This is a genomic window from Aeromicrobium sp. Root472D3, from assembly GCF_001426485.1.
GTDB lineage: Bacteria > Actinomycetota > Actinomycetes > Propionibacteriales > Nocardioidaceae > Aeromicrobium.
Map to the genome: position 1 here is coordinate 699,187 of NZ_LMET01000001.1, position 26,772 is coordinate 725,958.

Consider the following 26,772-nt stretch of genomic DNA (forward strand, 5'->3'; position numbering starts at 1 on the left):
TGGCACTCGGTGACACGTGCGGTTAGGGTCATCGTTGCACCGCCCAACCATGACCCCCGGAAGAGCCATCATGACCGATCACGACGTCACGTCCCCACCCGTCGCCGGGCACACCTCGCCCGCCCGCGCGACCCTCGAGCTGTTCGTCGTCGGGCTCGGCGCCCTCGTCGTGGCACTGGCCCAGTCCGTGCTGATCCCGGTGCTGTCGATCCTGCCGGCCGATCTCGACACCTCCGCCAGCAACGTCAACTGGCTGCTGACCTCGACGCTGCTCGTGGCAGCCGTGTCGGTGCCGATCCTCGGACGCCTCGGCGACATGTTCGGCAAGCGCCGCATGCTGCTGGTCGCGATCGGCGCGCTGGTCGTCGGATCCCTCGTCACGTCGTTCACGGACCACATCGGCCTGCTGATCGCGGGCCGCGCGATCCAGGGCGCGTCGGCCGCGGCGATCCCGCTGGGCATCAGCCTGCTCGCGACCGTCATGCCGCGCGAGCGGGTCGGCTCGAGCATCGCCCTGATCAGCGCGATGCTGGGCGTCGGCGGATCGCTGGGCCTGCCGCTGGCCGGCTTCGTCGCCGAGCACGCCGACTTCCACGTGCTGTTCTGGATCACCGGTCTCGCGGGCGTCGTGGCGTTCGTGGGCATCCTGCTGATCGTCCCCGAGGCCCCAGGCCGCAGCGGCGGACGCGTCGACGTCGTCGGCTCGGTCCTGCTCGCCGCAGGCCTGGTCTGCCTCCTGCTGCCGCTCGCGCAGAGCTCGACGTGGGGCTGGGACGACGCGCGCATCTGGATGCTGCTCGCCGCGGCCGTCGTCCTGATCGCGGTGTTCGGCTGGACGCAGGTGCGCACGGCCGACCCGCTCGTCGACCTCAAGGCCCTGCGTCGACCGCCGATCGTGCTGACGAACGCGGCCTCGATCCTGTTCGGCTTCGCGCTGTTCGCCTCGTTCATCGGCACGGCGTCGTACATCGAGGCGCCCGAGTCGAGCGGCTACGGCTTCGGCTCGAGCCTGCTCGTCGGGGGCCTCGCGATGCTGCCGGGCGGTCTGATGATGCTGCTGCTCGCGCCCGTCGCCGCCCGGCTGATCGCCGGGCGCGGGGCACCGCAGACCCTGGCGCTCGGTGCCCTCGTCGTCGCGGTCGGCTTCGTGGCGCGCATCGCCGTGCACGACTCGCTGTGGCAGGTCGTCGTCGGCTCGACGATCATCGGCGCGGGGACCGGCATCGGCTACGCCGCGATGCCGTCGCTGATCAACGCCCACACCCCGCCCGACGAGACGGGCGCGGCCAACGGGCTCAACACGCTGTTCCGCAGCCTGGGCAGCTCGCTGGCCAGCGCGATCGGCGGCAGCATCCTGGCCGGCTCGACCGTCATCGTGGGCGACTTCGCGGTGCCGTCGCTCGACGCGTACCAGCTGATCTTCGCCCTGTGCGGCGGAGCGGCCGTGCTGGCGGCCGTCCTGGTCATGCTGATCCCGCACCGACCGGCGCCGGTCACCGCCGCCTGAGCCACGGTCTCAGTCGGTCCGGTCCTGCGCGGTCGCGGGGTGTGCGAAGGGGCCGCCCAGGACGGCCCACTGCAGCAGCATGATGGTCTTGGCGTCGACGACCGACGTGCCCACGCCGGCCAGCGCCTCGTCGACGTCGATCTCGACGAGCTCGATGTCCTCGCCCTCGTCCTCGACGCCGTGATGGGTGCCGTCGAGGTCGTCACGGCGGTAGGGCGCGGCGTAGAAGTGGATCTTCTCGGTCACCGAGCCGGGGCTCATGTAGACGTCGAAGACGTGCTCGACCTCGCCGACCCGGACCCCGGTCTCCTCGGCGGCCTCGCGGCGGATCGCGGTCTCGGGATCGTCCTCGTCGAGCAGCCCCGCGGGCGTCTCGAGCAGCATCCCGTCGGGGTGACCGTTGACGTAGACGGGGTAGCGGAACTGGCGCGTCAGCAGCACCGTCCGGCGCTCGACGTCGTGCAGCAGGATCGTCGCGCCGTTGCCCCGGTCGTACGTCTCACGTCGCTCGGTGCGCCACGTGCCGTCGGAGCCCCGGATGTCGAGCGTCGTCGCCCGCACGACGTACCAGTCGCTGGCGAGGAGCTCGACGTCCTTGACGACGACGTCGGGGTTGCGGTCGAGCCCGAGGCCCGTCAGGTGCAGGCCCGTGCGGCCGCGGCGGTCGGGTTCGTCCACTCCGGCAGTCATGCGTCCACCCTGTCACGCGCCCGACACGACGGGCGCGCCTCCTCGGGCCGTGCGAGTGTGGAGACCGAACCGCCGAGGGGATCCACCATGACGACGCCGTCCGAGTCCGCCGACCGCCACCCGCTGTGGGCCATCCACCGACACCTGGCCGAACGGCACGTGTGGACCGACCTGACCCACGCCTTCCACCCGGGCCAGCCGCACTTCCCGGCCTTCCCGGACGAGGAGCGCAGCCAGGTCTTCGACGTCGGGCAGGACGGCTTCACGGTGCACCGGCACACGATCGTCGGTCAGTGGGGGACGCACGTCGACCCGCCGTCGCACTTCGTCGAGGGTGCGCGGACGCTCGACGAGGTCCCGGTCGAGCAGATGATCCTGCCGCTCGTGGTGCTCGACATCTCGCACCGCGTCGCGGGCGATCCCGACGCCGTGCCGACGCTCGACGACGTCGCGGCCTGGGAGCAGCGCAACGGCTCGGTCCCCGCCGGCTCGTTCGTCGCGCTGCGCACCGACTGGTGGAAGCGCTGGCCCGACGCCGCCGCGATGGAGAACCGCGACGCCGACGGCGTCAGCCACGCGCCGGGCTGGTCGCGCGAGGTCGTCGAGCACCTGGTCGCGGCGGGCGTGACGGCGCTCGGTCACGAGCAGACCGACACCGACGCGGGACGCTCGACGTCCGCGGGCGACTACGACCTCGAGCTGCTATGGCTGCAGAACGACCGGTGGCAGATCGAGCTCATGGCGCGGCTCGACGAGGTGCCCGAGGTGGGCGCGCTGATCGTCGCGTCGTGGCCCAAGCCCTTGGGCGGCTCGGGCTTCCCGGCGCGGGTCGTCGCGATCCACCCCGCCGAGCCCGAGCCCGCCGACCCGCCCCGCTGGGCCTGAGCCCTCCTCCGGCCGTCAGTCGGTCGTCGCGGTGGCGTCCTCGACGGTCGGGTAGAGCGCGAAGACGTCCTCCAGGCCCGTGATCGACAGGACGCGTCGGACGACCGGATTGGCGCCGGCGATGCGGAACCGTCCGGAGTCACGGGTCAGCTGCCAGCCGCTCACGAGCGCACCGAGACCCGACGAGTCCATGAACGCGACGTCGGAGAGGTCGACGACCAGCCGCACGGGCGACTCGTCGAACCGGTCGACGATGTGGGCGCGCAGCGTGCGGGCCGTCTCGACGTCGATGTCGCCCGACAGCTCGACGACGTGGAAGTCGCCGCTGACGCGGTCGACGATGGACAGGCTCATGCGGGACCTCCCGGTCGCGCGGTGGAGCGCCGGAGCGCGACGACCGTCAGGTCGTCGTCGAGGGTGCCCGGCACGGCCGTGAGCAGGTCCTCGATCCACGTGTCGAGGGTGTCGGAGTGGTCGGACCCGGAGGCCGCCGACGCCAGGTGCGCGATCGAGTCGTCGATCTCGACGCCGCGTCGCTCGACCAGGCCGTCGGTGTACGCCAGCAGGATGTCGCCCTCGCCGAGCGTGATGCGGTCGGTGCGGGCCGCGCCGGCCGCGACGCCGAGCAGCGGTCGCCCGGCCTGCTCGAGCGGACGGCACGTGTCGCCCGACAGCACGAGCGGCGGCGGGTGGCCGGCGTTGGCGAGCTCGACGACGCCCGTGACGGGGTCGAGCACGACTACCACCGCGGTCGCGGTCTGGCCCGGCAGCAGCGACTGCACGAGGACGTCGAGCCGGTCGAGGCACGCGGCGGGCGAGTGGCCGTCGAACATGTAGGCGCGCAGCGCCGTGCGCACCTGCGCCATCGCGGTCGCCGCCGTGACGCCGTGACCGGCGACGTCGCCGACGCTCACGACGAAGCGTCCGTCGGGCAGGTGGAACGCGTCCCACCAGTCGCCGCCCAGCTGGCTGCCCTTGGCGGGACGGTAGCGCGCCAGGACGTCGTGGCCCTCGACGGTCGGGGCCTCCTCGAGCACGACGGTGCGCTGCAGCGACTCGGCGATCGCGGTGTGCTCCTGGCTGCGGCGCAGCAGCTCGCCCGACAGGTGCTCGCGCAGGCCCTGCGCGACGCCGACCTGCCAGCCGTGCCACGGCTGGCTGCGGCCGCGCACGACCTGGCGCCACTTCGCGAACGACCTGCGCGGGCTGAGGCGCACGTTGGGGTTCTCGGCCAGCGCGAGCGCCTTGTTGGTGGGGTCGCCGCCCCAGTCGACGGTCCGCTCGATCTCGGGGCGCACCCACATGAGCCAGCGGTCGGGACCGTTGCCGATGCGCAGCGCGCCCGCCGCGACGTCGGAGACGCGCGCCAGGTCGGGGTCGAGCGCCGTCAGGTGGTGGCTCGCGACGGGTCGTCCGCCGGGGACGTCGAGCTGGCGGGAGATGAAGTGCAGGTAGGCGTCGGGCGGCACGACGCCACGCGTCATCATGCGTCCGTCGACGTGCAGCGCGACACCCTGGGCGTCGACCAGCTCGAGCAGCCGCGGGTCGTCGAGCAGGGCGTCGTAGACCGGGCGCGAGTCGGCCGCGAGCGCCGCGGTGATGCGCGCGAGCGTCACGCTGGCCTTGAGCTCGTCGCTGTGGTTGTCGGCCTGCTCGCGGTCGTCGATGAGCTGCGACGCCGTCTGGCCGAGGAACTCGGCCGCCGAGCGCGCGTCGTACGGGACGCGGTGCGGGCCGGAGTAGTGGTGGCAGGCGACGAGACCCCACAGCAGGCCGTCCTTGACCAGCGAGACCGACATCGACGCCGACACGCCCATGTTCGACAGGTACTCGATGTGGATCGGCGAGACGCTGCGCAGCACCGAGTGCGACAGGTCGAGCGGCGACCCGGTCGAGGGGTCGATGACGGGCTCGAGCGCGACGGGTGCGTAGTGGATGTCGGCGATGAGGCGCGTCCAGTTCACGGTGTACAGCCGCCGGGCCTGGGCGGGGATGTCGGTCGACGGGTAGTGCAGCCCGAGGAACGGGTTGAGGTCGTCGCGACGGTCCTCGGCGACGACCTCGCCGTTCCACTCCTCGTCGAAGCGGTAGACCATGACGCGGTCGAAGCCGGTCAGCGAGCGGATCTCCGACGCGAGCTGCGCGCACAGCTCGGCCGTGGTGGCCGACTGGGTCAGACGGGTGACGGCCGCGCGGGCCGAGCGGTACGAGACCGCCTGGCTCGGCAGGGGCACCGAGACGGGCTCGAGCTCGACGACGACACGCCCGCCCGACCGGTGCACGATGATGTCGACGTCGACGCCGGCGAGGTCTCCCGGGCCGCCCGGCATGCGGGTGCGGATCGGGGTGCTCATGTCGTCGGCCGCCACGGCCTGGGCGACGGACGCCGAGGGCTCGTCGCCGATGGCCTCGCGGACGTCGAGGCCGATCAGGTCGAGGGCGGGACGTCCGAGGAGCTGGGCGCAGTTGCGCGACGCCGTGACGACGCGGTGCTCGGCATCGAGCGCGAGCAGCAGGCCGTGCGGCTGGATCGCGCCCGGGATGTGGATCGGCTCGCGCTCGCAGTTGGTGAGGTCGGGCGCCGAGTACGCAGGGGTGTGGTCGACGGCATCGCTCAGGTCATGGGTCACTAGGCGTCTCTCGTAGAACGTACCGCCTGGTGGCTCAACCGGTCCGCCTGCAGTTTAGCGCCCGTGGGGCCCGTGAGGTGACTCAGGCCACGCAGCCCACGCACAGCGTCGCCCGCGGGAAGGCCTCGAGGCGGGCGCGGGCGATCGTGCCCGAGCAGGCCTCGCACACGCCGTAGAGGCCGTTGTCGAGACGGTCGATGACGTGCTGGACCTGCACGAGGATCGCGGCGGCGTTCTCGGCGCGGACGGCGTCGGCCAGCAGCTCGGAGCGCTGCGACGCGACGTCGAGCTCGTCGTGGAGGACCTCGCCCGTCGGGCCGGACACCCCGAGGGCGGTCCCGCCGCCGAACTCGGCGAGCTCGGCCTCGAGCCGGGTCACGGAGTCCTCGAGGAGCTCGCGGACAGCCGCCAGCTCGGCGGGCGTCCAGGTCGGGTCACTGGTGGGGTCGAGCTCGATCGTCATGGGAACCTCGGCGGGCGGGAGATGGGGTGGTGAACCCCCTTACCCGCCCGCCGCGGTTCTCAATCGCGTGACATCAGGACTTGTCGGTCGGTGCCTGCGTCGTCGTGGTGGGCTCGCCGACCGCGTCGCCCGGGGCGGGGCGGGGCGTCGTCGACGCCGGCGGCGGGACGGGCGCGACGTACGGCGCGGGGGCGTCGCCCTTGCGCTTGAGGATCGCGAACGCGGCGGCACCGGCACCGGTCAGGATGCCGACGGCGGCGACGCGACGCAGGCGCTTGCGCTGCGGCTTGACCTTCTCGGGCAGGCGGTCCTGGACGTTCTCGGGCAGGCGGTCGAACAGGTCGTCCCGCAGGTCGAGCAGCTGGCCCTTGTCCGGCAGGTGCGACACGATCTGGTCGCGCACGGCGGGCGCGCGGTCGGCGACCTGCTTGCGCAGCTCGTCGGTCTGCCCCGAGATCTGGTCGGCGATCTGGTCGCGCACGGCGGGCGCGCGGTCGACGACCTGCTGGCGCAGCTCGTCGGTCTGCGCGGCCAGGTCGTGGAGCTGGGCCTCCAGCTTGTCGCGGAGTGTCTTGTTCTTGAACGGCCTCGTCATGTCGTGCTCCCTTGTCATTTCTGGTGTCGGCTGGTGGTGGTCTGGGTGGTTCGTGGTCGCGCCGGTCAGGACGACGGTGCTGGGTCGAGACTTTCACTTCTCGGCCCGCGGCGCGCGGTGGTCCCGGATGGTGGCGCGTCGGCGTCCTCCAGGGGTCCGGTCTCGTGCCCGAGACCGGCGAGCGGGTCGGTGCGTCGCTTCATGCGTGTCAGCACCTCGTCGAGCGTCAGGTGGCGCAGCCCCGGGCCCAGCTCGCGCCACGTGCGTGGCACCGCGACCCGGGGCTCGAGCGTGCCGCGCAGCGAGTACGGGGCGACGGTCGTCTTGTTGCCGTTGTTCTGGCTCCAGTCGACCAGCACCTTGTCCTGGCGCTCGCTCCGGCGCATCGAGCTGACCACGAGATCGGGCATCTGGGACTCCAGGGTCTTGGCGACCTCGTGCGCGAACGCGTTGACGTAGTCGGAGTCGTGCGTGCCGTCGAGGGCCGCGTACAGGTGGATGCCCTTGCTCCCGCTCGTGACGGGCATCGCCTCGAGCCCGACGTCCTTCAGCAGCCTGCGGGCTGCCCGGGCGACGTCGACGCACTCGGGCAGACCCGTGCCGGGCCCGGGGTCGAGGTCGAGGACGAGCCGGTCGGGGTTGCGCGGGACGCCGTCGTCGTCGAGCCGCCACTGCGGCACGTGCAGCTCGAGGGCACCGACCTGGCCGGCCCACGCCAGCGCGGCGTCGTCCTCGAACACGGGGTAGGTCGTCGTGTGCTCGCGGTGGTCGACGACGACGCGGCGGATCCACGACGGCGCGGAGTCGGGGAGGTTCTTCTCGAAGAACACGTCGCCGGGGTGCTCGACCGTGCCGACTCCGTCGACCCAGCGCTTGCGGGTGAGGATGCGGCCGGCGACGTGGGGGAGCAGGTGGGGGGCGATCGCGACGTAGTACGCGATGACGTCGGCCTTGGTCGTGCCGCTGGCGGGGTACACGACCTTGTCGGGGTGCGTCAGGCGCAGGCGGCGTCCCGAGACGACGACGTTCTCGGTGCTCGTCGCCATCTGATCTCCTCTCACCGGCCGTTCGGGGTCGCGATCGGTCGATTTCGTCGCGATTGCGGGAAAAACTTATGTACCCGGTCCCCGGTCACCGAAACCCCTGCGGCTCCGGCGAGTTCGTGGACGGATAGTTCATTCGAACCAGGCTGTCTAGCTCGAAATGGTTGAACAAGTCTTGCGCAAGGTTGCTCGAAGGTGCGATGGTGATCCCGCTGGTTGAGCAGAAGCCCGCAACGGATCGAGACCCAGGAGGGTCATCGTGAATTCTGCTCCCGCACGCGCATCAGAGATCGACACCGACGACGTCACGTCGTTGCTCCAGGCCGCCGCCGCGGCCGAGCCCGCCGAGCGCGCGCGTCTGGAGGACGAGGTCGTCCGCCGCCACCTGGGTCTGGCGCGCCACCTCGCGGGACGGTACGCCGGTCGCGGCGTCGACCGCGACGACCTCGTGCAGGTCGCCAACTTCGCCCTGGTCAAGGCCATCCGCGGCTTCCACCACGACCGCGGCGAGTTCGTCCCGTTCGCGACCGTGACGATCCTCGGCGAGATCAAGAAGCACTTCCGCGACCACTGCTGGAGCGTCCGCCCGCCCCGTCGCATCCAGCAGATGCAGGCCGACATCACCGCCGCGTCCGAGCGCCGGCTGCAGACCGACTCGCGCACGCCGCTGGTCGCCGACATCGCCCGCGACATCGACGCCTCGGAGTCGGACGTCCGCGAGGCGATGGCCGCCCGCGGCTGCTTCTCGCCGACGTCACTCGACCAGCCCATGCGCGACGGCGGACAGCCGCTCGGCGAGACCCTGAAGTGGGAGGAGTCGGCGTACTCCTTCATCGACGACTGGGTCACGGTCGGCCCCCTGTGCCAGGAGCTCGGCGACGACGAGCGCGAGCTGCTGCGCCTGCGGTTCGTCGAGGACCGCACGCAGCAGGAGATAGCCGACATCGTCGGCGTCAGCCAGATGCAGGTGTCGCGCCGCCTCACCAAGCTGCTCGAGCAGCTGCGGTCGCGGGCCGCGATGATCGACGCCGCGTAGCGCACGGCGCACGGGGAGCCCGGGTTCGCGCTGCCGCCGCGAGCGTTCGTTGGTACGGTTTTCCGGCCGGTTCAGCAGCAGCCGTCTGCTTCAGCGATCCGGAAAGAGCGCACGTTGGCACGCATCACCTTGGTGTTCACCCTCAGTGACCCCCGAGCGCAGGTCGATCTCCTGCACGAGTTCACCCTCCACGACGGAGTCGTCGCCACGCCCGACGACGTCGACGGGTCGCCGGCCATCCGGGTCGAGACGCACGACTCGGTCAGCACCGTGTGGGACGTCCGCGCGACCATCGGGATGTTCGACGACCGTGCCCGCGAGCAGCAGGATCAGGGATGACCGCGGTGACGACCGGGCTCGAACGTCTTGCTGGAGTACGACGGCGCCGAGGTCCAGGCCTCCTGCAGGCCGATCTCGTCGGCGATCGTGGTCGCGAGGTCGGACGCCCGCAGGATCGCGCCGTCCAGTCCCTCGGTCGGCAGGCCGAACGGCGAGTGCCAGATGACCGAGACGTCGTGCTGGTCGCCGCACTGGCGGCACAGCTGGTCGAGTCGCGCGACGAGTCCCTCGTCGTCGGACGTCGCGCACACCGCCACGACGTGGGTCGCCGGCATCCGCTGGGACGTCAGGTCGGCCATCGCCCGGTCGCCGCTGACGGTGTCGAGGCGGATCACGGCGTTCGTGACGGAGCTCAGCCAGCCCATCGGGGTGGTCACGACGTGCGTGGCGCAGCCGCGTCGGCCGAGCTCGTCGCTGAGAGCGGCGTCGAGCGCGTCGCGGCTCCCGAACATCGTGACGGTGGGGCCGGAGAGGTGAAGGTCTGTGGTCATGTGGCCCGTCCCTTCATGGAGAGTCGTGCATGGAGAGCCGGGAAGGCTGGTGCCCTCCGCCCCTCGAGCCCCATATGCTGGGGAGGGAGGTACTCGATGGTGCAAGTACCCTTGGCCTGCCCGGTCAAACTGCACGCTCCGACCGTCCGGCGCCCTCTCGACACGATGTGGTCGTCGCGATGAGGCGCCTCGATCTCAGAAGGGGTTCCTCGATGGACAGCTCGACCTTCTTCTCGCAGATGGCCCTCGACCTGCACGACGCGCCGACGTCCGAGAGCACGCTCGAGCGCATCGCGGAGTACGCCAAGCTCGCCACCGAGTGCGACGAGGCCGGCATCATGCTGGTGCACGCGCGCAACCAGATCGAGACCGCGGCCGCGACGTCCCGCCGGGTCGGCGAGTCGCACAACCTGCAGATCGTCCACGACGAGGGGCCGTGCCTCGACGCGATCGAGGGCGCCGACCACTACATGTCCGACGACATCAGGGTCGACCCGCGATGGGAGAAGTGGGGTCCGGCGGTCGCCGCCCTCGGCATGCGCAGCGTGCTGAGCCTGCGTCTCGCGACGCGGTCGCGACGCTACGGCTCGCTCAACCTGTACGCCGAGCGCGTCGGCGCGTTCGACGACGACGACCTGGCCGTCGCGACGATCTTCGTGCGCCACGCCTCGATCGCGATCGCCAATGCCCACAACGAGGAGGGTCTGCAGGTCGCGATCGACGCCCGCAAGCTGATCGGCCAGGCGCAGGGCATCCTGATGGAGCGCTTCAGCATCGACGCCGACCGTGCGTTCGAGTTCCTGCGTCGTCAGTCGCAGTCGCACAACGTCAAGCTGCGCTACGTCGCCGAGTGGGTCGTCGACCACCGCAACTCGCCGAATGCGACGTTCTCGGTGCCCGACGACGACAGCGCCTCGGTCAGCTAGCCTTCGGCCGCGACGCCTTCTTCTTCGTCGCGGCCTTCTTGGCGGGCGCCTTCTTGGCGGGCGTCTTCTTCGCGGCCGTCGCCTTCTTGGCGGGGGCGGTCTTCGTGGCGGGCGCCTTCTTGGCCGTCGAGGCCGGAGACTTCTTGCGGTCGATGCTGCGCTTGAGCGCCTCCATCAGGTCGACGACGTCGGCATCGTCGTCGTCGCCGTCCGGTGCGCCGAACGTCGCGTCGGTGTCGAGGGCGGCGCCCTGCTCGAGCTTGGCCTCGACGAGCGTGCGCAGCTGCTCCTGGTACTCGTCGGTGAAGGCCGCGCTGTCGAAGTCGCCCGCCAGCGAGTCGACCAGCTGGGCGGCCATGTCGCGCTCCTTCTGGCTGATGCGCGGGCTCTCCTTCAGCACGTCGAAGGTGGGCGATCGCACCTCGTCGTCCCACAGCAGGGTCTGCAGCAGCAGCACGTCGCCGCGCACGCGCAGGGCCGCGAGCCGGGTCTTCTGGCGCAGGGCGAAGCGGACGATCGCGGTGCGGTCGGAGTCCTCGAGCGCACGACGCAGCAGCGTGTACTGCTTCAGCGTCGAGCTCTCGGGCTCGAGGTAGTAGCTCTTGTCGAGCCGCAACAGGTCGACCTGCTCGGCGGGGACGAACTCGACGACCTCGATCTCGTGGTTGCGCTCGGCCGGCAGCGACTTGAGGTCCTGCTCGGTCAGGACGACGGTCCGGTTGCCGTCGTCGTACGCCTTGTCGATGTCGCCGTAGTCGACGACGTGGTCGCAGACCTCGCACCGACGCTGGTAGCGGATGCGTCCACCGTCGGCCGCGTGCACCTGGTGCAGCGAGATGTCGTGGTTCTCGGTCGCGCTGTAGACCTTGACCGGCACGCTGACCAGACCGAAGCTGATCGCGCCCTTCCAGATGGATCGCATCCTCCAGTCAAGCGCGACCGGCGTGCCGTCGCAAGGTGGGGGGAGGTGGTCAGCGGCGCGGCAGCGAGAACCGCCGGCGCGGCTCCTGCAGCTTCGGGATCTCGACGAACCCGGGGTCGTACGGCTCGAGGCCCCGCTCGAGGCGCGGACGCAGCGCCGCGACGGCGGCGGCCGGGTCGTCGAACGGGATGCCGGCCAGCTGGTTGGGGGAGTGGCGCCACCACTGCAGCGCGACGAGCTCGTCGCGCACGTCGTCGGGCAGCCGCTTCTTGATGACCTTGGCCGGCAGGCCGCCGCAGATCGTGTACGGCGGGAGGTCCTTGGTGACGACGGCGTTGGCGGCCACGATGCACCCGTCGCCGATCGTGACGCCCCGCAGGACGACGACGCCGGCGCCCAGCCACACGTCGTTGCCGATCCACGCCCGGTCGGGGCCGACGCTGCGGAACGACTGACGTCCGCCGGCCTCGGGGTCGATGACCTGCGACTCGGCGGCCGACGGGTGCCAGCCCCACGTGGCGTGCTTGTACTGGAACGCCGAGACGCCCATCCACGTCAGCGGGTGGCCGGTGGCGCCGATCGTGGAGTTGTTGCCGATCTCGCTGTACCGGCCGATGTCGGCGGCCTGCACCTCGACGTGCTGGCCGAACTCGGTGAAGCAGCCGACCCGCGTGTCGGACCGCAGCAGCAGGTCGCCCAGCACCCGCACGGGCGGCTCGACGAGCAGGCGTGACGCCCCGACGCGCCGGACGTGGTGGTCTCCGCGGATGTGCTCGCTCACCCACGGAGACTATCGTCAGGGGTGTGACCCGACTCTGGCACGGACTCGTCGCGGTGCTCGCGGCCGTCGCGCTCGTGGGCCAGGCGGTGATCACGATCGACCAGGACCGGTCGTTCGCGAACTTCGCCAGCTACTTCACGATCGAGTCGAACCTGCTGGTGCTCGTGACGAGCGTCCTGCTGGTGCTGCGGCCCGACCGCGGCGGCACGGCCTTCGGGGTGCTGCGCCTGGCGAGCCTGACCGCGATCACCGTCACCGGTCTGGTCTACGCGACGATCCTGGCCGGCAACGGCGACTTCGACGGTGCCGAGTGGTGGTTCGACAAGATCTTCCACTACGTCGTCCCGGTGATGTCGGTCATCGGCTTCGTGGCGTTCCGTCCACGCACGCGGCTCGCGTGGACGGCGATGTGGTCGTTGGCCTTCCCGGTCGCCTGGCTGGCGTACACGCTGGTGCGGGCCGAGGTTACCGAGCCGGTGTTCGTCCTGACGCCCACCACGACGGCCGTCGTCCCCTACGGCTTCCTCGACGTCGCGGAGCTCGGGGGGCTCACGGTTTCGGCGATATGTGCGGTGATGACCGCGGGATTCGTCGTCATCGCCTCGATCTACGTCCGGATCAGTCGCGCATCGGACGTCCGCCTGTAACGTCGGGACCACGACGACCACCAGAAGGAGCACCCCCATGACCAGCCCCACGTACCAGGTGACCGATCCCTCGACCGGTGAGGTCCTCGAGTCGTTCGACCACGCGACCGACGAGCAGGTCCAGGCGGCGCTCACGGCGTCCCACGCGGCCTACTCGACGTGGAAGGACGTGCCGATCGAGGAGCGCGCGGTCGTCGTCAAGCGCGTCGCGGCACTGTTCGCCGAGCGGGCCGACGAGCTCGCCGCGATCGCGACGCAGGAGATGGGCAAGCCCGCCTCGGAGGGCGTCGAGGAGGCCGAGTTCTGCCAGGCGATCTTCGACTACTTCGCCGACGAGGGACCGGGCCTGACCGCCGACCAGGAGATCAAGAGCATCTCGGGCGGCCGTGCCGTCATCCAGCGCCTGCCCGTCGGGCCGCTGCTGGGCGTCATGCCGTGGAACTTCCCGTTCTACCAGATCGCCCGCTTCGCGGCCCCGAACCTGATGCTGGGCAACACCATCATCCTCAAGCACGCCGAGAGCGTGCCGCGGTCGGCGCTGGCCGTCGAGCAGATCATGAAGGACGCCGGGCTGCCCGAGGGCGCGTACGTCAACGTGTTCGCGACGTTCGACCAGGTCGAGACGATCATCGCCGACCCCCGCGTCGCGGGCGTCTCCCTCACGGGGTCGGAGCGCGCCGGTGCCGTCGTGGCCGCGCTGGCCGGCAAGAACCTCAAGAAGTGCGTCCTCGAGCTGGGTGGCTCCGACCCGATGGTCGTCCTCGACACCGACGACCTCGACTCCGTCGTCGGCGACGCGTGGGACTACCGCACCTACAACACGGGCCAGGCCTGCAACTCCAACAAGCGCATGATCGTCATGGACGACCTGTTCGACGACTTCGTCGCCAAGATCACCGAGAAGGCCCTCGCGGTCGAGTCGTTCTCGCCGCTGTCGTCGCGCAAGGCCGCTGAGACGCTCCACGAGCAGGTGCAGGACGCCGTCAGCAAGGGCGCGACGCTGCACGCCGGCGGCGTGCTGAGCGACGGCCCCGACGCGCACTACTCGCCGGCCGTGCTGACGGGCATCACGAAGGACATGCGGGCGTACTCCGAGGAGCTGTTCGGCCCCGTCGCGGTCGTCTACAAGGTCGGCTCGGACGACGAGGCCCTCGAGCTCGCCAACGACACGACGTACGGGCTCGGCGGCTCGGTGTTCAGCGCCGACCCCGAGCGGGCGCGGTCGCTGGCGCAGCGCCTCGAGGTCGGCATGGCCAACGTCAACACGACGGCCGGCGAGGGCGCCGACATCCCGTTCGGCGGCGTCAAGCGCTCCGGCTTCGGCCGCGAGCTCGGCCCGCTCGGCATGGACGAGTTCGTCAACAAGCGCATGTTCTACGTCGCCGACTAGGCCTCACCACGAGATGTGGGCACCTTCCGTCGGTCTCGCACAGCGATTCCGACAGGAGGTGCCCACTTCTCGGGGGGCCGGGCTCAGTCCTCGGGCCAGGCGATGCTGAGGTACTGGGTCTCCTGGAACTCCTCCAGACCCATGCGGGCGCCCTCGCGGCCGATGCCGCTCTGCTTCATGCCACCGAACGGCGCCGCGGGGTCCGACACGAGCCCACGGTTGACGCCGACCATCCCGGCCTCGATCGCCTCGCCGAGGCGGATGCCACGCTGCAGGTCGCCCGTGAAGACGTAGGCCGCGAGGCCCATCTCGGTGTCGTTGGCGTAGCCGATGACCTCCTCGTCGGTCGTCCAGGAGACGATCGGCGCGATCGGTCCGAAGATCTCCTCGTGGACGATCTCGGCATCGGCGGGCACGTCGACCAGCACGGTCGGCGCGAACCAGAAGCCGTCCGCGTGGTCGGACGGCACGGACGCCTCGTGCGTCACGCGCGCACCCGCCTCGAGGGCGCCGGCGAGCAGCTTCGAGGTCTTGTCGACGGCCTTGGCGTTGATGAGCGGACCGATGTCGGAACCGTCCGCCGCCGGCCCGACCTTCAGCGAGGCGACCTTCGCGCCGAGCCTGGCCGCGAACTCCTCGACGACGTCGGCGTGGACGTACAGGCGGTTGGCCGCCGTGCACGCCTGGCCGCCACCGCGGAACTTCGCGATCATCGTCCCCTCGACCGCCGCGTCGAGATCGGCGTCGTCGGCGACGATCAGCGGGGCGTTGCCGCCGAGCTCCATCGACGAGTTGACGATGCGGTCGGCGGCCTGCTTGAGCAGCACCGATCCGATGCCTGTCGAGCCGGTGAACGAGATCTTGCGGACCCGCGGGTCCTCCATCCACCGCGTCACGACCTTGGACGCCGAGCTCGCCGGGACGATGTTGACGACGCCCTCGGGCAGACCCGCCTCGACCATCAGCCGGGCGATCGCGAAGGCCGTCAGGGGCGTCTCGGCGGCGGGCTTGAGCACGACGGTGCACCCGGCGGCGAGCGCGGGGGCGATCTTGCGGGTCGCCATCGCGGCCGGGAAGTTCCACGGCGTGACGAGGGCTGCGACGCCCACGGGGTGGTGCGTCACGAGCGTGCGGGTGCCACCCGCGGGGGCGACGCCGTAGTCGCCGCCCATGCGCACGCCCTCCTCGGCGTACCAGCGGAAGAACTCGGCCGAGTACGTGACCTCGCCCTTGGCGTCGGTCAGCGACTTGCCGTTCTCGGCGGCGATCAGCTCACCGAGCTCGTCGCGGTCGCGGATCATGAGCTCGAACGTGCGGCGCAGGATCTCGCCGCGCTCGCGGGGCGCGACCCGGCGCCACGTCGTCAGCGCAGCGGCGGCGGCATCGACCGCGGCGACCGCATCGGCCTCGCTGCCGTCGGACACGGGCCGGATGGTCCGGCCGGTGGCGGGGTCGACGACGTCGAACGTCCCGTCGCCACCGGCGCGCCACTCGTTGTCGATGAACAGGTCGGTAGCGGTCATGCGTTCGTCTCCTCGAAGGCGTGGGTGAGGATCTGGAGCCCCTCGGTGAGGAGCTCGTCGCTGATGGACAGCGGGGGCAGGAAGCGCAGGACGTTGCCGAACGTCCCGCACGTCAAGACAATCACGCCGGCCCGGTGGGCGCTGGCCGCGACGGCCTTCGCGAGGTCGGCGTCGGGCTCGTCGGTGCCCGGGCGGACGAGCTCGACCGCGATCATCGCGCCGCGTCCACGGACGTCGCCGATGCGGTCGTCGTCGGCCTGCAGCTTCTGCAGGGCCGGGACCATGAGGCGCTCGATCTCGCCGGCACGCGCCACGAGGCCGTCCTGCTCGATCGTCTCGATCGTCGCGAGGGCCGCGGCGCACGCCAGGGGGTTGCCGCCGTAGGTGCCGCCGAGGCCGCTGACGTGCGAGGCGTCCATGACGTCGGCACGACCCGTGACCGCCGAGAGGGGCAGCCCGCCCGCGATGCCCTTGGCCGTGACGATCAGGTCGGGCACGACGCCCTCGTGGTCGCAGGCGAACATGGCGCCGGTGCGCGCGAAGCCCGTCTGCACCTCGTCGGCGACGAACACGACGCCGTTGTCGGTGCACCACTGCGAGATCGCGGGCAGGAAGCCGTCGGCCGGGACGATGAAGCCGCCCTCGCCCTGGATCGGCTCGATCACGACGGCGGCGAGGTTCGCGGCGCCGACCTGCTTCTCGATGATCGTGATGGCCTCGCGCGCGGCCTCGGCGCCCGAGACCGCGTGGTCGCGGTAGGGGTACGACATCGGCGCGCGGTACACCTCGGGGGCGAACGGGCCGAACCCGCTCTTGTAGGGCATCGACTTGGCCGTCATGGCCATCGTCAGGTTGGTGCGCCCGTGGTACGCGTGGTCGAACACCACGACGGCCTGGCGCTTGGTGTGCGCGCGGGCGATCTTGATGGCGTTCTCGACGGCCTCGGCGCCCGAGTTGAACAGCGCGGAGCGCTTCTCGTGGTCGCCGGGCGTCACACGGTTGAGCGCCTCCGCGACGGCGACGTACCCCTCGTACGGCGTCACCATGAAGCACGTGTGGGTGAACGACTCGACCTGCCGCTGCACCGCCTCGACGACGCGGGGCGCGCTGTTGCCGACCGTCGTGACGGCGATGCCGGAGCCGAGGTCGATGAACGTGTTGCCGTCGACGTCCTTGACGACGCCGCCGCCGGCCTCGACCGCGAAGACCGGCATGGTGGTGCCGATGCCCTGCGCGACGGCGGCGTCCTTGCGGGCCATCAGCTCGATCGAACGGGGTCCCGGGACGGCGGTCACGAGCTCGCGGCGTTGCTGGAGATGAGCAGTCATGCGTTCATTCTCGACCTCGCGCCCCATGCCGTCCAATACTCAGGTGCGATCGCGCCTATGCTCTGCAGGCATGGAGCTGCGCACCCTCGGGTACTTCGTCGCCGTCGCCGACTCGGGCTCGGTGAGCGCCGCCGCCGACGTCGTCCACGTGACGCAGCCGGCGATCTCGCGGCAGCTGCGTCAGCTCGAGCACGACCTCGGGGTCGACCTGTTCGTGCGCAGCGCCGGTCGGCTCCGCCTGAGCGCCGCGGGGCGCGAGCTGCTGCCCTACGCGCGCGACGTGCTGCGGCGGGCCGACGGCGCGCGGGCCGTCGCTCGGTCGTACGCGGCCGGACGCCTCGAACGGGTGACGATCATGTCGCCGACCACGACGCTCACCGACGTCATCGCGCCGTTCCTCGCCACGCTCGAGCCCGACGATCCCATGCCGACGGTGCTGGAGTCGGGTCCGCGGGACGCCCACGCGGCCCTGCGCGGGGGTGCCGACCTCGCGATCGTGACGGAGCGACCGCCCTCCTCGCTGGCCGGCGCGCCCATCGCGGTGCTGCCGGTGTGGGCCTACGTCCGCGACGGTCACCCGTGGACGGGGTCGACCGTCCGACTCGGCGACCTCGTCGACGAGACGCTGCTCGTGCTGGGGCCCGGGCTCAAGCCGCGGCAGATCCTCGACCACGCGCTCGACCGCGCCGACCTGGTGGCGCGTGACGTCGTCGAGTGCAGCCACCCGCAGGTCGCGCAGGCGCTGGCGGCCGCGGGTCGAGGGGTCGCGATCGTGACGGACGACCCGCGCTTCGACCTGCGCGGCAGCGAGATCGTGGGCCGCGACGGCCCCCTGCGCATCGAGCTGTTCGCGGCGTGGGAGCCCGAGCACCACGCCGCCGCGACGCTCGCGGGCCTGGCCGAGCGGCTGACGGCGTTCTGCGTCGAGCGCTACGGCGCCGAGGTGGCGCCGGCCCGCTGAAGCAGGCCCGTGCGGTCGGCCCACGTCTCGAACCAGACCGTGAAGAACGGCGGGATGCTGGCGGCGAGCGCCAGCACGAGGGTCTTGAGGTCCCAGCGGAAGACGACCTTCGACACGACGGCCATGGCGACGTACAGCACGAAGACGCCGCCGTGGATCGGTCCGGCCACGGGGACGCCGCCCTCGTGGAGCCCCAGCGGCTCGGCGTCGAGGACCCACTTGAAGAACATCGCGACGAGCAGCAGGGCCCACGAGACGGCCTCGGCGATGGCGACGGTGCGGAAGACGGTGCGGACGACGGCAGGATTCACGCCACCACGCTACCCGCGTAACCGCAACGAAATGCCGACCGGTGAGAATGGTCATATGGCCTTCCTGCTGCGTGTCGAGCTGCCTGACGTGCCCGGTTCGCTGGGTGCGCTGGCGACGGCGCTCGGTTCCGCGGGCGCCGACATCGAGGCGATCGAGATCGTCGAGCGGCGGACCGGCGGCCTGGTCGTCGACGACGTCCTGCTCGAGCTGCCTCCGCAGGTCATGCCCGATGCGCTGATCACGGCCTGCCACGAGCTCGAGGGCGTCACGGTCGAGTGGATCTCGCGCTACGCCGCGGGAGCGAACCTGAGCATGGACCTCGAGGCCGTCGAGCGGTTCACGGAGGACCCTGCCCGGGCCATCGCCCGCCTGGTCGAGGTCGTCCCCGAGACGTTCCGCACCGACTGGGCCGTGGCGCTCGACCGGGTCGACGGGGTGACGCACGTGATGGCCGAGTCGCCGACCGCGCCGACGCTCGTGCCCGAGGCCGACGACTGGCTGGGCCTGCGCCGGGCCAAGGTGCTGCGCGCGGTGCCCGCGTGGGAGTCGACCGTGCTGGCCGCCGCCCCCGCCCGCGACCGCAAGGGCCACCAGCTCGTCGTCGTGGTCGGCCGCCACGGCGGACCCGAGTTCCTCGACTCCGAGGTGGCCCGCCTGGGCCACATGGCCTCGCTCGCCGCATCGGTGCAGGTCGTCTAGACCGTCCCGCACCCAGCGGTCCGCGGATTCCCAGGTTGACCCGAAGCCTCCGGGGTTCACCCGGGAAACTGCGCGGGGGCAGGGGCAGGGTTACTCCGCCGCTTTGCTCTCGGGCACGTGCGCGTGGTGGAAGCGGCCCAGTGCCTCGACCTCGCGCTCCATGCCGGGGACCGCCCTGCCCGCCATGCGCTTGAGCACGGGCCAGGCGACGGGGGAGTTCACGAACGACTTGGTCCAGTTCGACACCACGACGTTCTTCGGGACGTAGACCCGTCCCTTGCGCTTCGCGAACCCCTGCAGGATCAGGTCGACGCACTCCTCGACGCTCGTCGTGCCGTTGGCGGGCCACGGCAGCTTCTGGCGGATGTCGCGGAACGTCGGCAGGTCCTTCTCGGCGTTGCGGACGATGTCGGTATCGATCCAGGACGGGTGGCAGACGCCGACGTCGATGCCGAGGTGGGCGACCTCCTGCTTGTAGGCCATCGCGAGCGACTCGGCGCCGGCCTTGCTCGCGTTGTACGACGCGAGGCCGGCCAGCGGCGTGAACGACGCCTGCGAGGCGACGACCAGCGCGTAGCCCTTGGACCTCACGAGGTGCGGGGTCGTGTGCTTGAGGGTGCGGAAGACGCCGTTGACGTTGATGTCGACGACGCGCGCGAAGGCCTCGTCGTCGATCTGGCGCACCGTGCCGTACGACGCGATGCCGGCGTTGGCGAGCACGACGTCGAGGCGCCCGAAGTGGTCGGCGGCGGCGTCGACCGCCGCCTTGACGGCGGCGCCGTCGCGGACGTCGGCCTCCCACCAGGCGGCGGCGTCACCGAGCTCGTCCGAGAGGGCCTCGAGCAGCTCGGGCTCGAGCCCCACGAGCGCGACACGTCCGCCTCCCCGCACGAACCCGCGGGCGACGCCCGCTCCGATGCCACGTGCGGCACCCGTGACGAGTGCGACCTTGCCGGTGAATGTCTGAGCCATGCCGGTCAAGATACCGTCGGTATCTGAACTGCGCCAGAGGGTGTGCGCGCCGCTCGCGTCACATCGGCGGGGTGGGGCGCCGCCGGTCGAGCCGGGCCTGGAAGTCGTCGAACGTCGGGCAGAACCACAGGGACTGCCCCCGGTTGGACGCGTCGACCCACTCCGCGAGGCGGTCGCTGCCGGCGACGCGCTGGGCGATGTCGCCGACGACGGCCAGCCGCATGCGGTACGTCCCGAACTTCTGCGCGAAGACGTCGGCGGTGCCGGTGCCGAGGTCGAAGAAGTCGTCGGTCAGGCGCTCGGTCGGGACGACGACGATCTCGGCGCGCTGCCCGATCGCCTCGCCGACGAGCTCGGTCGCGGCCCCGTCGGTGTCGAGCGGCAGCCCGTCGGGTGCGCAGACCATCACGGGCGTGCCGTACACGGTGACCACGTGCTCGTCTGTCATGCGCCGACCATAGCGACATGCGGGGGGTGCGCGCCCGGTAACGTCGCCGCCATGAGCGCCCTCGACCACGTGTCCGACACCTTCGACCCCTCGGCCTGGCGTGAGATCCCCGGCTTCGAGGGCCTCACCGACCTGACGTACCACCGGGCCGTCGACCACGGGACCGTCCGCATCGCGTTCGACCGTCCCGACATCCTCAACGCGTTCCGGCCGCACACGGTCGACGAGCTGCTCACGACGCTCGAGCACGCGCGGACGTCGGCCGACGTCGGATGCGTCCTGCTCACCGGCAACGGTCCGAGCCCCAAGAACGGCAAGCACTCGTTCTGCACGGGTGGCGACCAGCGCATCCGCGGCAAGGCCGGCTACCAGTACGAGGAGGCCGGGCACCACGACGAGGGCGCGCCGCCCAACCCGATCGACACGGCGCGGCTGGGGCGCCTGCACATCCTCGAGGTGCAGCGCCTCATCCGGTTCATGCCGAAGGTCGTCATCTCGGTCGTGCCCGGCTGGGCGGCCGGCGGCGGGCACAGCCTGCACGTCGTCTCCGACCTGACGCTCGCCAGCGCCGAGCACGCCCGCTTCAAGCAGACCGACGCCGACGTGGGCTCGTTCGACGGCGGCTTCGGCTCGGCCTACCTCGCCCGCCAGGTCGGCCAGAAGTTCGCCCGCGAGATCTTCTTCCTCGCCCAGGAGTACTCGGCCGAGGACGGCGTCCGCATGGGCACCGTCAACAAGGCCGTCCCGCACGCCGAGCTCGAGACGGTCGCGCTGGAGTGGGGCCGGCTCATCAACGCCAAGAGCCCGACCGCCCAGCGCATGCTCAAGTACTCGTTCAACGCGATCGACGACGGCCTGGTCGGCCAGCAGGTGCTGATGGGCGAGACGACGCGTCTGGCCTACATGACCGACGAGGCGCAGGAGGGGCGTGACCAGTTCCTCGAGAAACGAGAGCCCGACTTCAGCCCCTACCCCTGGTACTACTGACCGGCGGCGGTCTCAGCAGACGCCGGCGACCTGACGGGCTGCGTCGTCGTACTCGGCCTGGGCCTGGGCGACGACCGTCTCGTCGACGCTGCTGCCGTCGGCGACCGCCCGCGCCTCGTCGCGCAGGGAGTCGAGGGCCTCGACGGCCTGACCGACCTGGGTCCGGACGTCGTCGCTGAGCCCCTGCTCCGCGGCGGCGAGAGCCTCGCGCGTCGCCGTGAGCTTCGCGCGCGCGGCCGTGGGATCGGCGCCGAGGTCGGTGGCGATGTCGCCGACGAGCGTGCGGCCCTCGTCGACGACGCGTGCGGCCACGGCGCAGCCGGCCCGGTTGCCGGCGTCGGAGGCGGCGTCGGACGCGGCCTCCTGCACGTCCGAGCACGCGCCGAGGGCGAGGACGGGCAGGAGGGCGGCGGTGGCCAGGAGTCGGTTCACACCGTCGATCCTGACAGTCGGCGACAACATCCCCCAGCGGTGAGGCGTGGCCCATCAAGTGAGACGCGTGTCTCACCCAGTGGTCGGGATGATGACGAACGGATAACGTTCGCCGGATGAGCGTTGTGGGAGTTGTCACAGAGACCGTGGCGGGCGAGACCCGCGTAGCGGCCACCCCCGAGACCGTCGGCAAGCTGATCGGACTCGGCTACGAGGTCGTGGTCGAGTCGGGCGCCGGCGAGAAGGCGTCGTTCACCGACGAGGCCTACGCCGAGGCCGGCGCCGCGATCCGCGGGACGGCCGAGACGTGGGGCAGCGACGTCGTGCTCAAGGTCAACGCGCCGTCCGCGGGCGAGATCGGCCAGCTGGCCGACGGCGCGACGCTCGTGAGCATCATCAGCCCCGCGCTCAACCCCGAGCTCGTCGAGCAGCTGTCGGCGCGTCCCATCACGGTGCTGGCGATGGACGCCGTGCCGCGCATCTCGCGGGCCCAGTCGATGGACGTCTTGAGCTCGATGGCCAACATCGCGGGCTACCGCGCCGTCGTCGAGGCCGCGAACGTGTTCGGCCGCTTCTTCACCGGCCAGATCACCGCGGCCGGCAAGGTGCCGCCCGCCAAGGTGCTCGTGGCGGGTGTCGGCGTGGCCGGCCTCGCGGCGATCGGCACCGCGAACAGCCTCGGCGCGATCGTGCGGGCCACCGATCCCCGCGCGGAGGTCGCCGACCAGGTCAAGTCGCTGGGCGGCGAGTACCTGCAGGTCGAGGTCGAGACCGAGCAGTCGACCGACGGCTACGCCAAGGCCACGACCGACGCCTACAACGCGCGCGCCGCCGAGATCTACTCCGAGCAGGCCGCCGACGTCGACATCATCATCACGACCGCGCTGATCCCGGGACGCGCCGCGCCCGTGCTGATCACCGAGGCCGACGTCGCCTCGATGAAGGCCGGCAGCGTCATCGTCGACATGGCCGCGGCCAACGGCGGCAACGTCGTCGGTTCGGTGCCGGGCGAGGCGGTCGTGACGGCCAACGGCGTCACGATCATCGGCTACACCGACCTCGCGGGTCGTCTTCCCACGCAGGCCTCGCAGCTGTACGGCACCAACCTCGTCAACCTGCTGAAGCTGCTGACGCCGGCCAAGGACGGGCAGCTCGTCCTCGACTTCGACGACGTCGTGCAGCGCACCATCACGGTCGTCCGTGACGGCGAGACCACGTGGCCGCCGCCGCCCGTGCAGGTCTCGGCCGCGCCGGCCGCTGCTCCGGCAGCCGCGGCGCCGGAGCCCAAGGCGCCCAAGGCGGTCATGACGCAGCGCGCCAAGCTCGGCCTGGTGGGTCTCGGCATCCTCGCGCTGTTCTTGGTCAACGCCTACGCGCCGGCGCCGCTGCCCGAGCACTTCACGGTGCTGGTGCTGGCGATCGTGATCGGCTACTACGTCATCGGCAAGGTGCACCACGCGCTGCACACGCCGCTCATGAGCGTCACCAACGCGATCAGCGGCATCATCGTGGTCGGCGCGATGCTGCAGATCGGGGTCGACGGCTCCGAGAACGACACCGTCATCCGCGTCCTCGCGTTCGTCGCGATCCTGCTCGCGTCCATCAACGTCTTCGGCGGATTCGCCGTGACCCGCCGCATGCTCAGCATGTTCTCGAAGTAAGGGCTGATCATGGACTCCTTCAGCATCGCCACCGCGGCGTACATCGTCGCCTCGCTCCTGTTCATCCTGTCGCTCGCCGGCCTGTCGAAGCACGAGACCGCCTCGCAGGGCGTCCTGTTCGGCATCTCGGGCATGGCGATCGCGCTCGTCGCGACGTTCATCGTGGTCGCCGACGTCGCCGACACGACCTCGGTCGTCCTGCTGCTGATCGCCGTGGCCATCGGCGCCGCGATCGGCCTGTGGCGCGCCCGGGTGGTCGAGATGACCGGCATGCCCGAGCTCATCGCGCTGCTGCACTCGTTCGTCGGCCTGGCCGCCGTGCTGGTGGGCTGGAACGGCTACCTCGAGCACGGCTACTTCGAGCTCCAGTCGCTCGAGGACATCCACAACGCCGAGGTGTTCGTCGGCGTGTTCATCGGCGCCGTGACGTTCACGGGCTCGATCGTCGCGTTCCTCAAGCTGTCGGCCCGCATCAAGAGCACCCCGCTGATGCTGCCGGGCAAGAACTACATCAACCTCGGCGCCCTCGCGCTGTTCGTCGTCCTGACGATCTGGTTCGTCATCAGCCCCGCGCTGTGGCTGCTGGTCCTCGTCACGATCGTCGCCCTGGCGCTCGGCTGGCACCTCGTGGCGTCGATCGGCGGCGGCGACATGCCCGTCGTCGTGTCGATGCTCAACTCGTACTCGGGCTGGGCCGCGGCGGCATCGGGCTTCCTGCTCGACAACGACGCCCTGATCGTCACCGGCGCGCTGGTCGGCTCGTCCGGTGCGTACCTGTCGTATATCATGTGCCAGGCGATGAACCGCTCGTTCATCTCCGTCATCGCCGGCGGCTTCGGCATCGAGGCCGGGCCCGCCGACGACAAGGACTACGGCGAGCACCGCGAGATCACCGCTGAGGACACCGCCGAGCTGCTGAAGAACGCGTCCAGCGTCATCATCACGCCCGGCTACGGCATGGCCGTCGCGCAGGCGCAGTACCCCGTCGCCGACCTGGTGCGCAGGCTGCGCGAGCGGGGGGTCGAGGTGCGCTTCGGCATCCACCCCGTCGCCGGCCGGCTGCCGGGGCACATGAACGTCCTGCTGGCCGAGGCCAAGGTGCCGTACGACATCGTGCTCGAGATGGACGAGATCAACGACGACTTCAAGGACACCTCGGTCGTCCTGGTCATTGGCGCCAACGACACCGTCAACCCCGCCGCGACCGAGGACCCGTCCTCGCCGATCGCCGGGATGCCGGTGCTGACGGTGTGGGAGGCGTCGGACGTCGTGATCTTCAAGCGGTCGATGGCCACGGGCTACGCCGGCGTCCAGAACCCGCTGTTCTTCCGCGACAACTCGCAGATGCTGTTCGGCGACGCCAAGGAGCGGGTCGAGGACATCCTGAAGGCGCTGTAGGTCACACGTCGCGGAGTCGTCGCGGGGTCAGGTCCTGACATACCCTCGGTATGGAGGGAGTTCGCCCCACGATGCAGGAGCACTCCATGGACAAGACCCAGTACGACCGACCCGACGACACCAAGGGAAGCCGGGGACTCATCTTCCTCGGCATGGCGATCGTGGTGATCGGCGTCTTCTACTTCGGCTACTACCGCTGAGGCGACGTGACGTAAGTCTGATCGCCGCGGGCTTCGCCCTCACCCGCTGCGCTCCCTAGCGAACGACCACTCGGTCGCCAGGGAGGCCGCTTGCGGCCGAGCGTGAGCGCAGCGAGGCGACGGAACGCAAGCCTTCACGCTGTGGTTCGCCTCGGGCTTCGCCCTCACGGGCCCCCACTCGCTGCGCTCGCGGGAGGTACCCCCAGCTCCGCTCCCTGGCGANGGTGGTACCCCCCCCAGCTTCGCTCCCTGGCGAACGGGGGGCGAGGTGTCAGCCGACGACGCCGTAGAGGCGGTCGCCGGCGTCGCCGAGGCCCGGGACGATGTAGCCCAGCTCGTTGAGCTTCTCGTCGAGCCCGGCCGTCACGAGCGTCACGGGGATGTCGAGGTCGGCCAGCTCGGCCTCGATGCGCGCGACGCCCTCGGGCGCCGCGAGCAGCGTCACGGCCGTGATGTGGTCGGCGCCGCGCCTGACGAGGAAGTGGATCGCCGCCGCCAGCGAGCCGCCCGTCGCGAGCATCGGGTCGAGCACGTAGCACTGGCGTCCGGTCAGGTCGTCGGGCAGACGCTCGGCGTACGTGACCGGGTCGAACGTCTCCTCGTTGCGCACCATGCCGAGGAATCCGACCTCGGCCGTCGGCAGCAGGCGCTGCATGCCCTCGAGCATGCCGAGCCCGGCCCGCAGGATCGGCACGACCAGGGGCCGCGGGTCGCTGAGCCGGACGCCGCGCGCCATCGCGACGGGCGTCTTGACGTCGACGGCCTCGACCCGCACCTCGCGCGTCGCCTCGTACGCCAGCAGGGTCACGAGCTCGTCCGCCAGACGCCGGAACGTCGGGGAGTCGGTGCTCTCGTCGCGCAGCAGCGTGAGCTTGTGCGAGATCAGCGGGTGGTCGGCGACGTGTACGTGCATGCCCCGAGCCTAGTGGTGCGGGGGCCGGGGCTGGCGGCGGCGAGGGGAGGTCTGTCACCATCGCAGGGAAGACGTTCCCCACCGGGGAGACCTTCCCTCACGAGAGGCACACCATGGCCGAGGACGATGTCGACTTCGCCGTCGCCGCCTACCACGACGAGGGGCAGTGGCAGGTCGTCGAGCTCAACCCGCGCCTGGGTGAGGACGTCGACGACCTCAGCGACGCGCTGGGCCGCTTCCCGTCCGACGTCGGGGTGCTGGGGCTGGTGTCGATGAACGACGACTTCTTCGTCATCGTGCGGCGCTCGGGCACCCAGGTCAGGGTCATGCTGTCGGACGTCACGGCGATCGACGACTGGCCGCTGGCGGGCGGCGTGGCCGACCTGCTCGACCTCCCGCCCCTCGCCGACTCCGACGACCCGCACGCGGTGGGCGACCTCGGGATCCTGAGCGACCTCGGCATGACGGCGTCCGACCTCGACGAGCTGTGCGACGACGACGACCTCTACCCCGACGACATCCTGCTCGACGTGGCCGGACGCCTGGGGTTCGGCGGCGAGCTCGAGGCCGTCCTCGGGTGAGTCGCGACCTCT

29 protein-coding genes are annotated in these 26,772 nt (G+C 71.0%); 13 read left to right on the forward strand and 16 right to left on the reverse strand.

From position 1 onward, the window contains the following. Nucleotides 1-70: 70 nt before the first annotated feature. Entirely contained in the window at nucleotides 71-1,507 is a 1,437-nt protein-coding gene (locus ASD10_RS03465; protein WP_056604696.1) for an MFS transporter, read from the forward strand. A 9-nt stretch (nucleotides 1,508-1,516) separates the two neighbouring features. On the opposite strand, the gene ASD10_RS03470 is transcribed toward ASD10_RS03465, so the two are convergent. Beyond that, the gene (locus ASD10_RS03470) at nucleotides 1,517-2,197 is read right to left on the reverse strand and encodes an NUDIX domain-containing protein (protein WP_056604699.1); all 681 of its coding nucleotides are present in this window, start codon (nucleotides 2,195-2,197) and stop codon (nucleotides 1,517-1,519) included. A gap of 87 nt (nucleotides 2,198-2,284) precedes the next feature. Between ASD10_RS03470 and ASD10_RS03475 the strand changes: the two genes are divergently transcribed. Next, nucleotides 2,285-3,082, forward strand: coding sequence for a cyclase family protein (locus tag ASD10_RS03475; protein ID WP_056604701.1), 798 nt, complete (start codon nucleotides 2,285-2,287; stop codon nucleotides 3,080-3,082). Between the two features lie 15 nt (nucleotides 3,083-3,097). On the opposite strand, the gene ASD10_RS03480 is transcribed toward ASD10_RS03475, so the two are convergent. The 5 genes from ASD10_RS03480 to ligD form a co-directional block, all read right to left on the reverse strand. Continuing rightward, a complete protein-coding gene (locus tag ASD10_RS03480) occupies nucleotides 3,098-3,436 on the reverse strand; it encodes an STAS domain-containing protein (protein ID WP_056604704.1) in 339 nt (112 codons plus the stop codon). Further along, a complete protein-coding gene (locus ASD10_RS03485) occupies nucleotides 3,433-5,712 on the reverse strand; it encodes a SpoIIE family protein phosphatase (protein ID WP_056604707.1) in 2,280 nt (759 codons plus the stop codon). Before ASD10_RS03485 ends, ASD10_RS03480 begins: the two co-directional genes overlap by 4 nt. An 82-nt stretch (nucleotides 5,713-5,794) precedes the next feature. Further along, a complete protein-coding gene (locus ASD10_RS03490) occupies nucleotides 5,795-6,175 on the reverse strand; it encodes a TraR/DksA C4-type zinc finger protein (protein ID WP_056604710.1) in 381 nt (126 codons plus the stop codon). Nucleotides 6,176-6,248: 73 nt separating this feature from the next. Then, nucleotides 6,249-6,770 carry a hypothetical protein gene (locus tag ASD10_RS03495; RefSeq protein WP_056604714.1) on the reverse strand — a complete coding sequence of 174 codons (522 nt, stop codon included), beginning with the start codon at nucleotides 6,768-6,770 and terminating at the stop codon, nucleotides 6,249-6,251. Nucleotides 6,771-6,835: 65 nt separating this feature from the next. Continuing rightward, nucleotides 6,836-7,816, reverse strand: coding sequence for a non-homologous end-joining DNA ligase (ligD, locus tag ASD10_RS03500; RefSeq protein WP_056604719.1), 981 nt, complete (start codon nucleotides 7,814-7,816; stop codon nucleotides 6,836-6,838). A gap of 256 nt (nucleotides 7,817-8,072) precedes the next feature. Between ligD and ASD10_RS03505 the strand changes: the two genes are divergently transcribed. Together ASD10_RS03505 and ASD10_RS03510 are read left to right on the forward strand one after the other, a co-directional pair. Beyond that, a complete protein-coding gene (locus ASD10_RS03505) occupies nucleotides 8,073-8,849 on the forward strand; it encodes a sigma-70 family RNA polymerase sigma factor (RefSeq protein ID WP_162248821.1) in 777 nt (258 codons plus the stop codon). A gap of 114 nt (nucleotides 8,850-8,963) precedes the next feature. Next, entirely contained in the window at nucleotides 8,964-9,188 is a 225-nt protein-coding gene (locus ASD10_RS03510; RefSeq protein ID WP_157432434.1) for a hypothetical protein, read from the forward strand. Here the strand turns inward: ASD10_RS03510 and ASD10_RS03515 are convergent. Further along, the gene (locus tag ASD10_RS03515) at nucleotides 9,179-9,679 is read right to left on the reverse strand and encodes a hypothetical protein (RefSeq protein WP_157432435.1); all 501 of its coding nucleotides are present in this window, start codon (nucleotides 9,677-9,679) and stop codon (nucleotides 9,179-9,181) included. The genes ASD10_RS03510 and ASD10_RS03515 overlap by 10 nt on opposite strands. A 212-nt stretch (nucleotides 9,680-9,891) precedes the next feature. On the opposite strand from ASD10_RS03515, the gene ASD10_RS03520 reads away from it, so the two are divergent. After that, a complete protein-coding gene (locus ASD10_RS03520) occupies nucleotides 9,892-10,605 on the forward strand; it encodes a GAF and ANTAR domain-containing protein (protein ID WP_056604732.1) in 714 nt (237 codons plus the stop codon). On the opposite strand, the gene ASD10_RS03525 is transcribed toward ASD10_RS03520, so the two are convergent. After that, entirely contained in the window at nucleotides 10,598-11,527 is a 930-nt protein-coding gene (locus tag ASD10_RS03525; RefSeq protein ID WP_056604735.1) for a Ku protein, read from the reverse strand. The two genes, ASD10_RS03520 and ASD10_RS03525, sit on opposite strands and share 8 nt — an antisense overlap. Before the next feature lie 49 nt (nucleotides 11,528-11,576). Continuing rightward, complete coding sequence (locus ASD10_RS03530) at nucleotides 11,577-12,308, reverse strand: CatB-related O-acetyltransferase (protein WP_056604738.1); 732 nt, start codon at nucleotides 12,306-12,308, stop codon at nucleotides 11,577-11,579. Nucleotides 12,309-12,331: 23 nt separating this feature from the next. Between ASD10_RS03530 and ASD10_RS03535 the strand changes: the two genes are divergently transcribed. Continuing rightward, entirely contained in the window at nucleotides 12,332-12,955 is a 624-nt protein-coding gene (locus tag ASD10_RS03535) for a Pr6Pr family membrane protein (RefSeq protein WP_056604741.1), read from the forward strand. A gap of 37 nt (nucleotides 12,956-12,992) precedes the next feature. Continuing rightward, a complete protein-coding gene (locus ASD10_RS03540) occupies nucleotides 12,993-14,345 on the forward strand; it encodes an NAD-dependent succinate-semialdehyde dehydrogenase (RefSeq protein WP_056604744.1) in 1,353 nt (450 codons plus the stop codon). An 83-nt stretch (nucleotides 14,346-14,428) separates the two neighbouring features. Here the strand turns inward: ASD10_RS03540 and ASD10_RS03545 are convergent, their stop codons facing one another. Both ASD10_RS03545 and gabT read right to left on the reverse strand, forming a co-directional pair. After that, entirely contained in the window at nucleotides 14,429-15,868 is a 1,440-nt protein-coding gene (locus tag ASD10_RS03545; RefSeq protein ID WP_056604745.1) for an NAD-dependent succinate-semialdehyde dehydrogenase, read from the reverse strand. Continuing rightward, on the reverse strand, nucleotides 15,865-17,196 hold the full coding sequence (gene gabT, locus ASD10_RS03550) for a 4-aminobutyrate--2-oxoglutarate transaminase (RefSeq protein ID WP_056604751.1): 1,332 nt from the start codon (nucleotides 17,194-17,196) through the stop codon (nucleotides 15,865-15,867). Before gabT ends, ASD10_RS03545 begins: the two co-directional genes overlap by 4 nt. 70 nt (nucleotides 17,197-17,266) lie before the next feature. On the opposite strand from gabT, the gene ASD10_RS03555 reads away from it, so the two are divergent. Continuing rightward, nucleotides 17,267-18,157: a LysR family transcriptional regulator gene (locus tag ASD10_RS03555; protein WP_056604755.1), complete on the forward strand. Its 891-nt coding sequence runs from the start codon at nucleotides 17,267-17,269 to the stop codon at nucleotides 18,155-18,157. Here ASD10_RS03555 and ASD10_RS03560 read toward each other — a convergent pair. Next, on the reverse strand, nucleotides 18,127-18,468 hold the full coding sequence (locus ASD10_RS03560; RefSeq protein WP_056604757.1) for a DUF3817 domain-containing protein: 342 nt from the start codon (nucleotides 18,466-18,468) through the stop codon (nucleotides 18,127-18,129). The two genes, ASD10_RS03555 and ASD10_RS03560, sit on opposite strands and share 31 nt — an antisense overlap. A gap of 55 nt (nucleotides 18,469-18,523) precedes the next feature. On the opposite strand from ASD10_RS03560, the gene ASD10_RS03565 reads away from it, so the two are divergent. Further along, nucleotides 18,524-19,168: an ACT domain-containing protein gene (locus ASD10_RS03565; protein ID WP_056604760.1), complete on the forward strand. Its 645-nt coding sequence runs from the start codon at nucleotides 18,524-18,526 to the stop codon at nucleotides 19,166-19,168. Between the two features lie 90 nt (nucleotides 19,169-19,258). Here ASD10_RS03565 and ASD10_RS03570 read toward each other — a convergent pair whose 3' ends face one another. After that, entirely contained in the window at nucleotides 19,259-20,140 is an 882-nt protein-coding gene (locus ASD10_RS03570) for an SDR family oxidoreductase (RefSeq protein ID WP_056604761.1), read from the reverse strand. A gap of 58 nt (nucleotides 20,141-20,198) precedes the next feature. Beyond that, nucleotides 20,199-20,588 (reverse strand): DUF4180 domain-containing protein, encoded by a 390-nt coding sequence (locus ASD10_RS03575; protein ID WP_056604764.1) that lies wholly within the window; start codon nucleotides 20,586-20,588, stop codon nucleotides 20,199-20,201. A 51-nt stretch (nucleotides 20,589-20,639) separates the two neighbouring features. Between ASD10_RS03575 and ASD10_RS03580 the strand changes: the two genes are divergently transcribed. Further along, nucleotides 20,640-21,575, forward strand: a complete 936-nt coding sequence (locus ASD10_RS03580; RefSeq protein ID WP_056604767.1) for a 1,4-dihydroxy-2-naphthoyl-CoA synthase — start codon at nucleotides 20,640-20,642, stop codon at nucleotides 21,573-21,575. Nucleotides 21,576-21,587: 12 nt separating this feature from the next. On the opposite strand, the gene ASD10_RS03585 is transcribed toward ASD10_RS03580, so the two are convergent. Further along, nucleotides 21,588-22,007 carry a hypothetical protein gene (locus ASD10_RS03585; protein WP_056604770.1) on the reverse strand — a complete coding sequence of 140 codons (420 nt, stop codon included), beginning with the start codon at nucleotides 22,005-22,007 and terminating at the stop codon, nucleotides 21,588-21,590. Nucleotides 22,008-22,123: 116 nt separating this feature from the next. Here ASD10_RS03585 and ASD10_RS03590 point away from each other — a divergent pair, with 116 nt between their 5' ends. Both ASD10_RS03590 and pntB read left to right on the forward strand, forming a co-directional pair. Continuing rightward, nucleotides 22,124-23,668 carry a Re/Si-specific NAD(P)(+) transhydrogenase subunit alpha gene (locus ASD10_RS03590; RefSeq protein ID WP_056604771.1) on the forward strand — a complete coding sequence of 515 codons (1,545 nt, stop codon included), beginning with the start codon at nucleotides 22,124-22,126 and terminating at the stop codon, nucleotides 23,666-23,668. Between the two features lie 9 nt (nucleotides 23,669-23,677). Beyond that, on the forward strand, nucleotides 23,678-25,066 hold the full coding sequence (gene pntB / locus ASD10_RS03595; RefSeq protein WP_056604775.1) for a Re/Si-specific NAD(P)(+) transhydrogenase subunit beta: 1,389 nt from the start codon (nucleotides 23,678-23,680) through the stop codon (nucleotides 25,064-25,066). A 471-nt stretch (nucleotides 25,067-25,537) separates the two neighbouring features. Here the strand turns inward: pntB and upp are convergent, their stop codons facing one another. Then, the gene (gene upp / locus ASD10_RS03600) at nucleotides 25,538-26,179 is read right to left on the reverse strand and encodes a uracil phosphoribosyltransferase (RefSeq protein WP_056604778.1); all 642 of its coding nucleotides are present in this window, start codon (nucleotides 26,177-26,179) and stop codon (nucleotides 25,538-25,540) included. 113 nt (nucleotides 26,180-26,292) lie between these two features. Between upp and ASD10_RS03605 the strand changes: the two genes are divergently transcribed. Next, nucleotides 26,293-26,760, forward strand: coding sequence for a tRNA adenosine deaminase-associated protein (locus ASD10_RS03605; RefSeq protein ID WP_056604783.1), 468 nt, complete (start codon nucleotides 26,293-26,295; stop codon nucleotides 26,758-26,760). The last annotated feature ends 12 nt before the right edge of the window (nucleotides 26,761-26,772 follow it).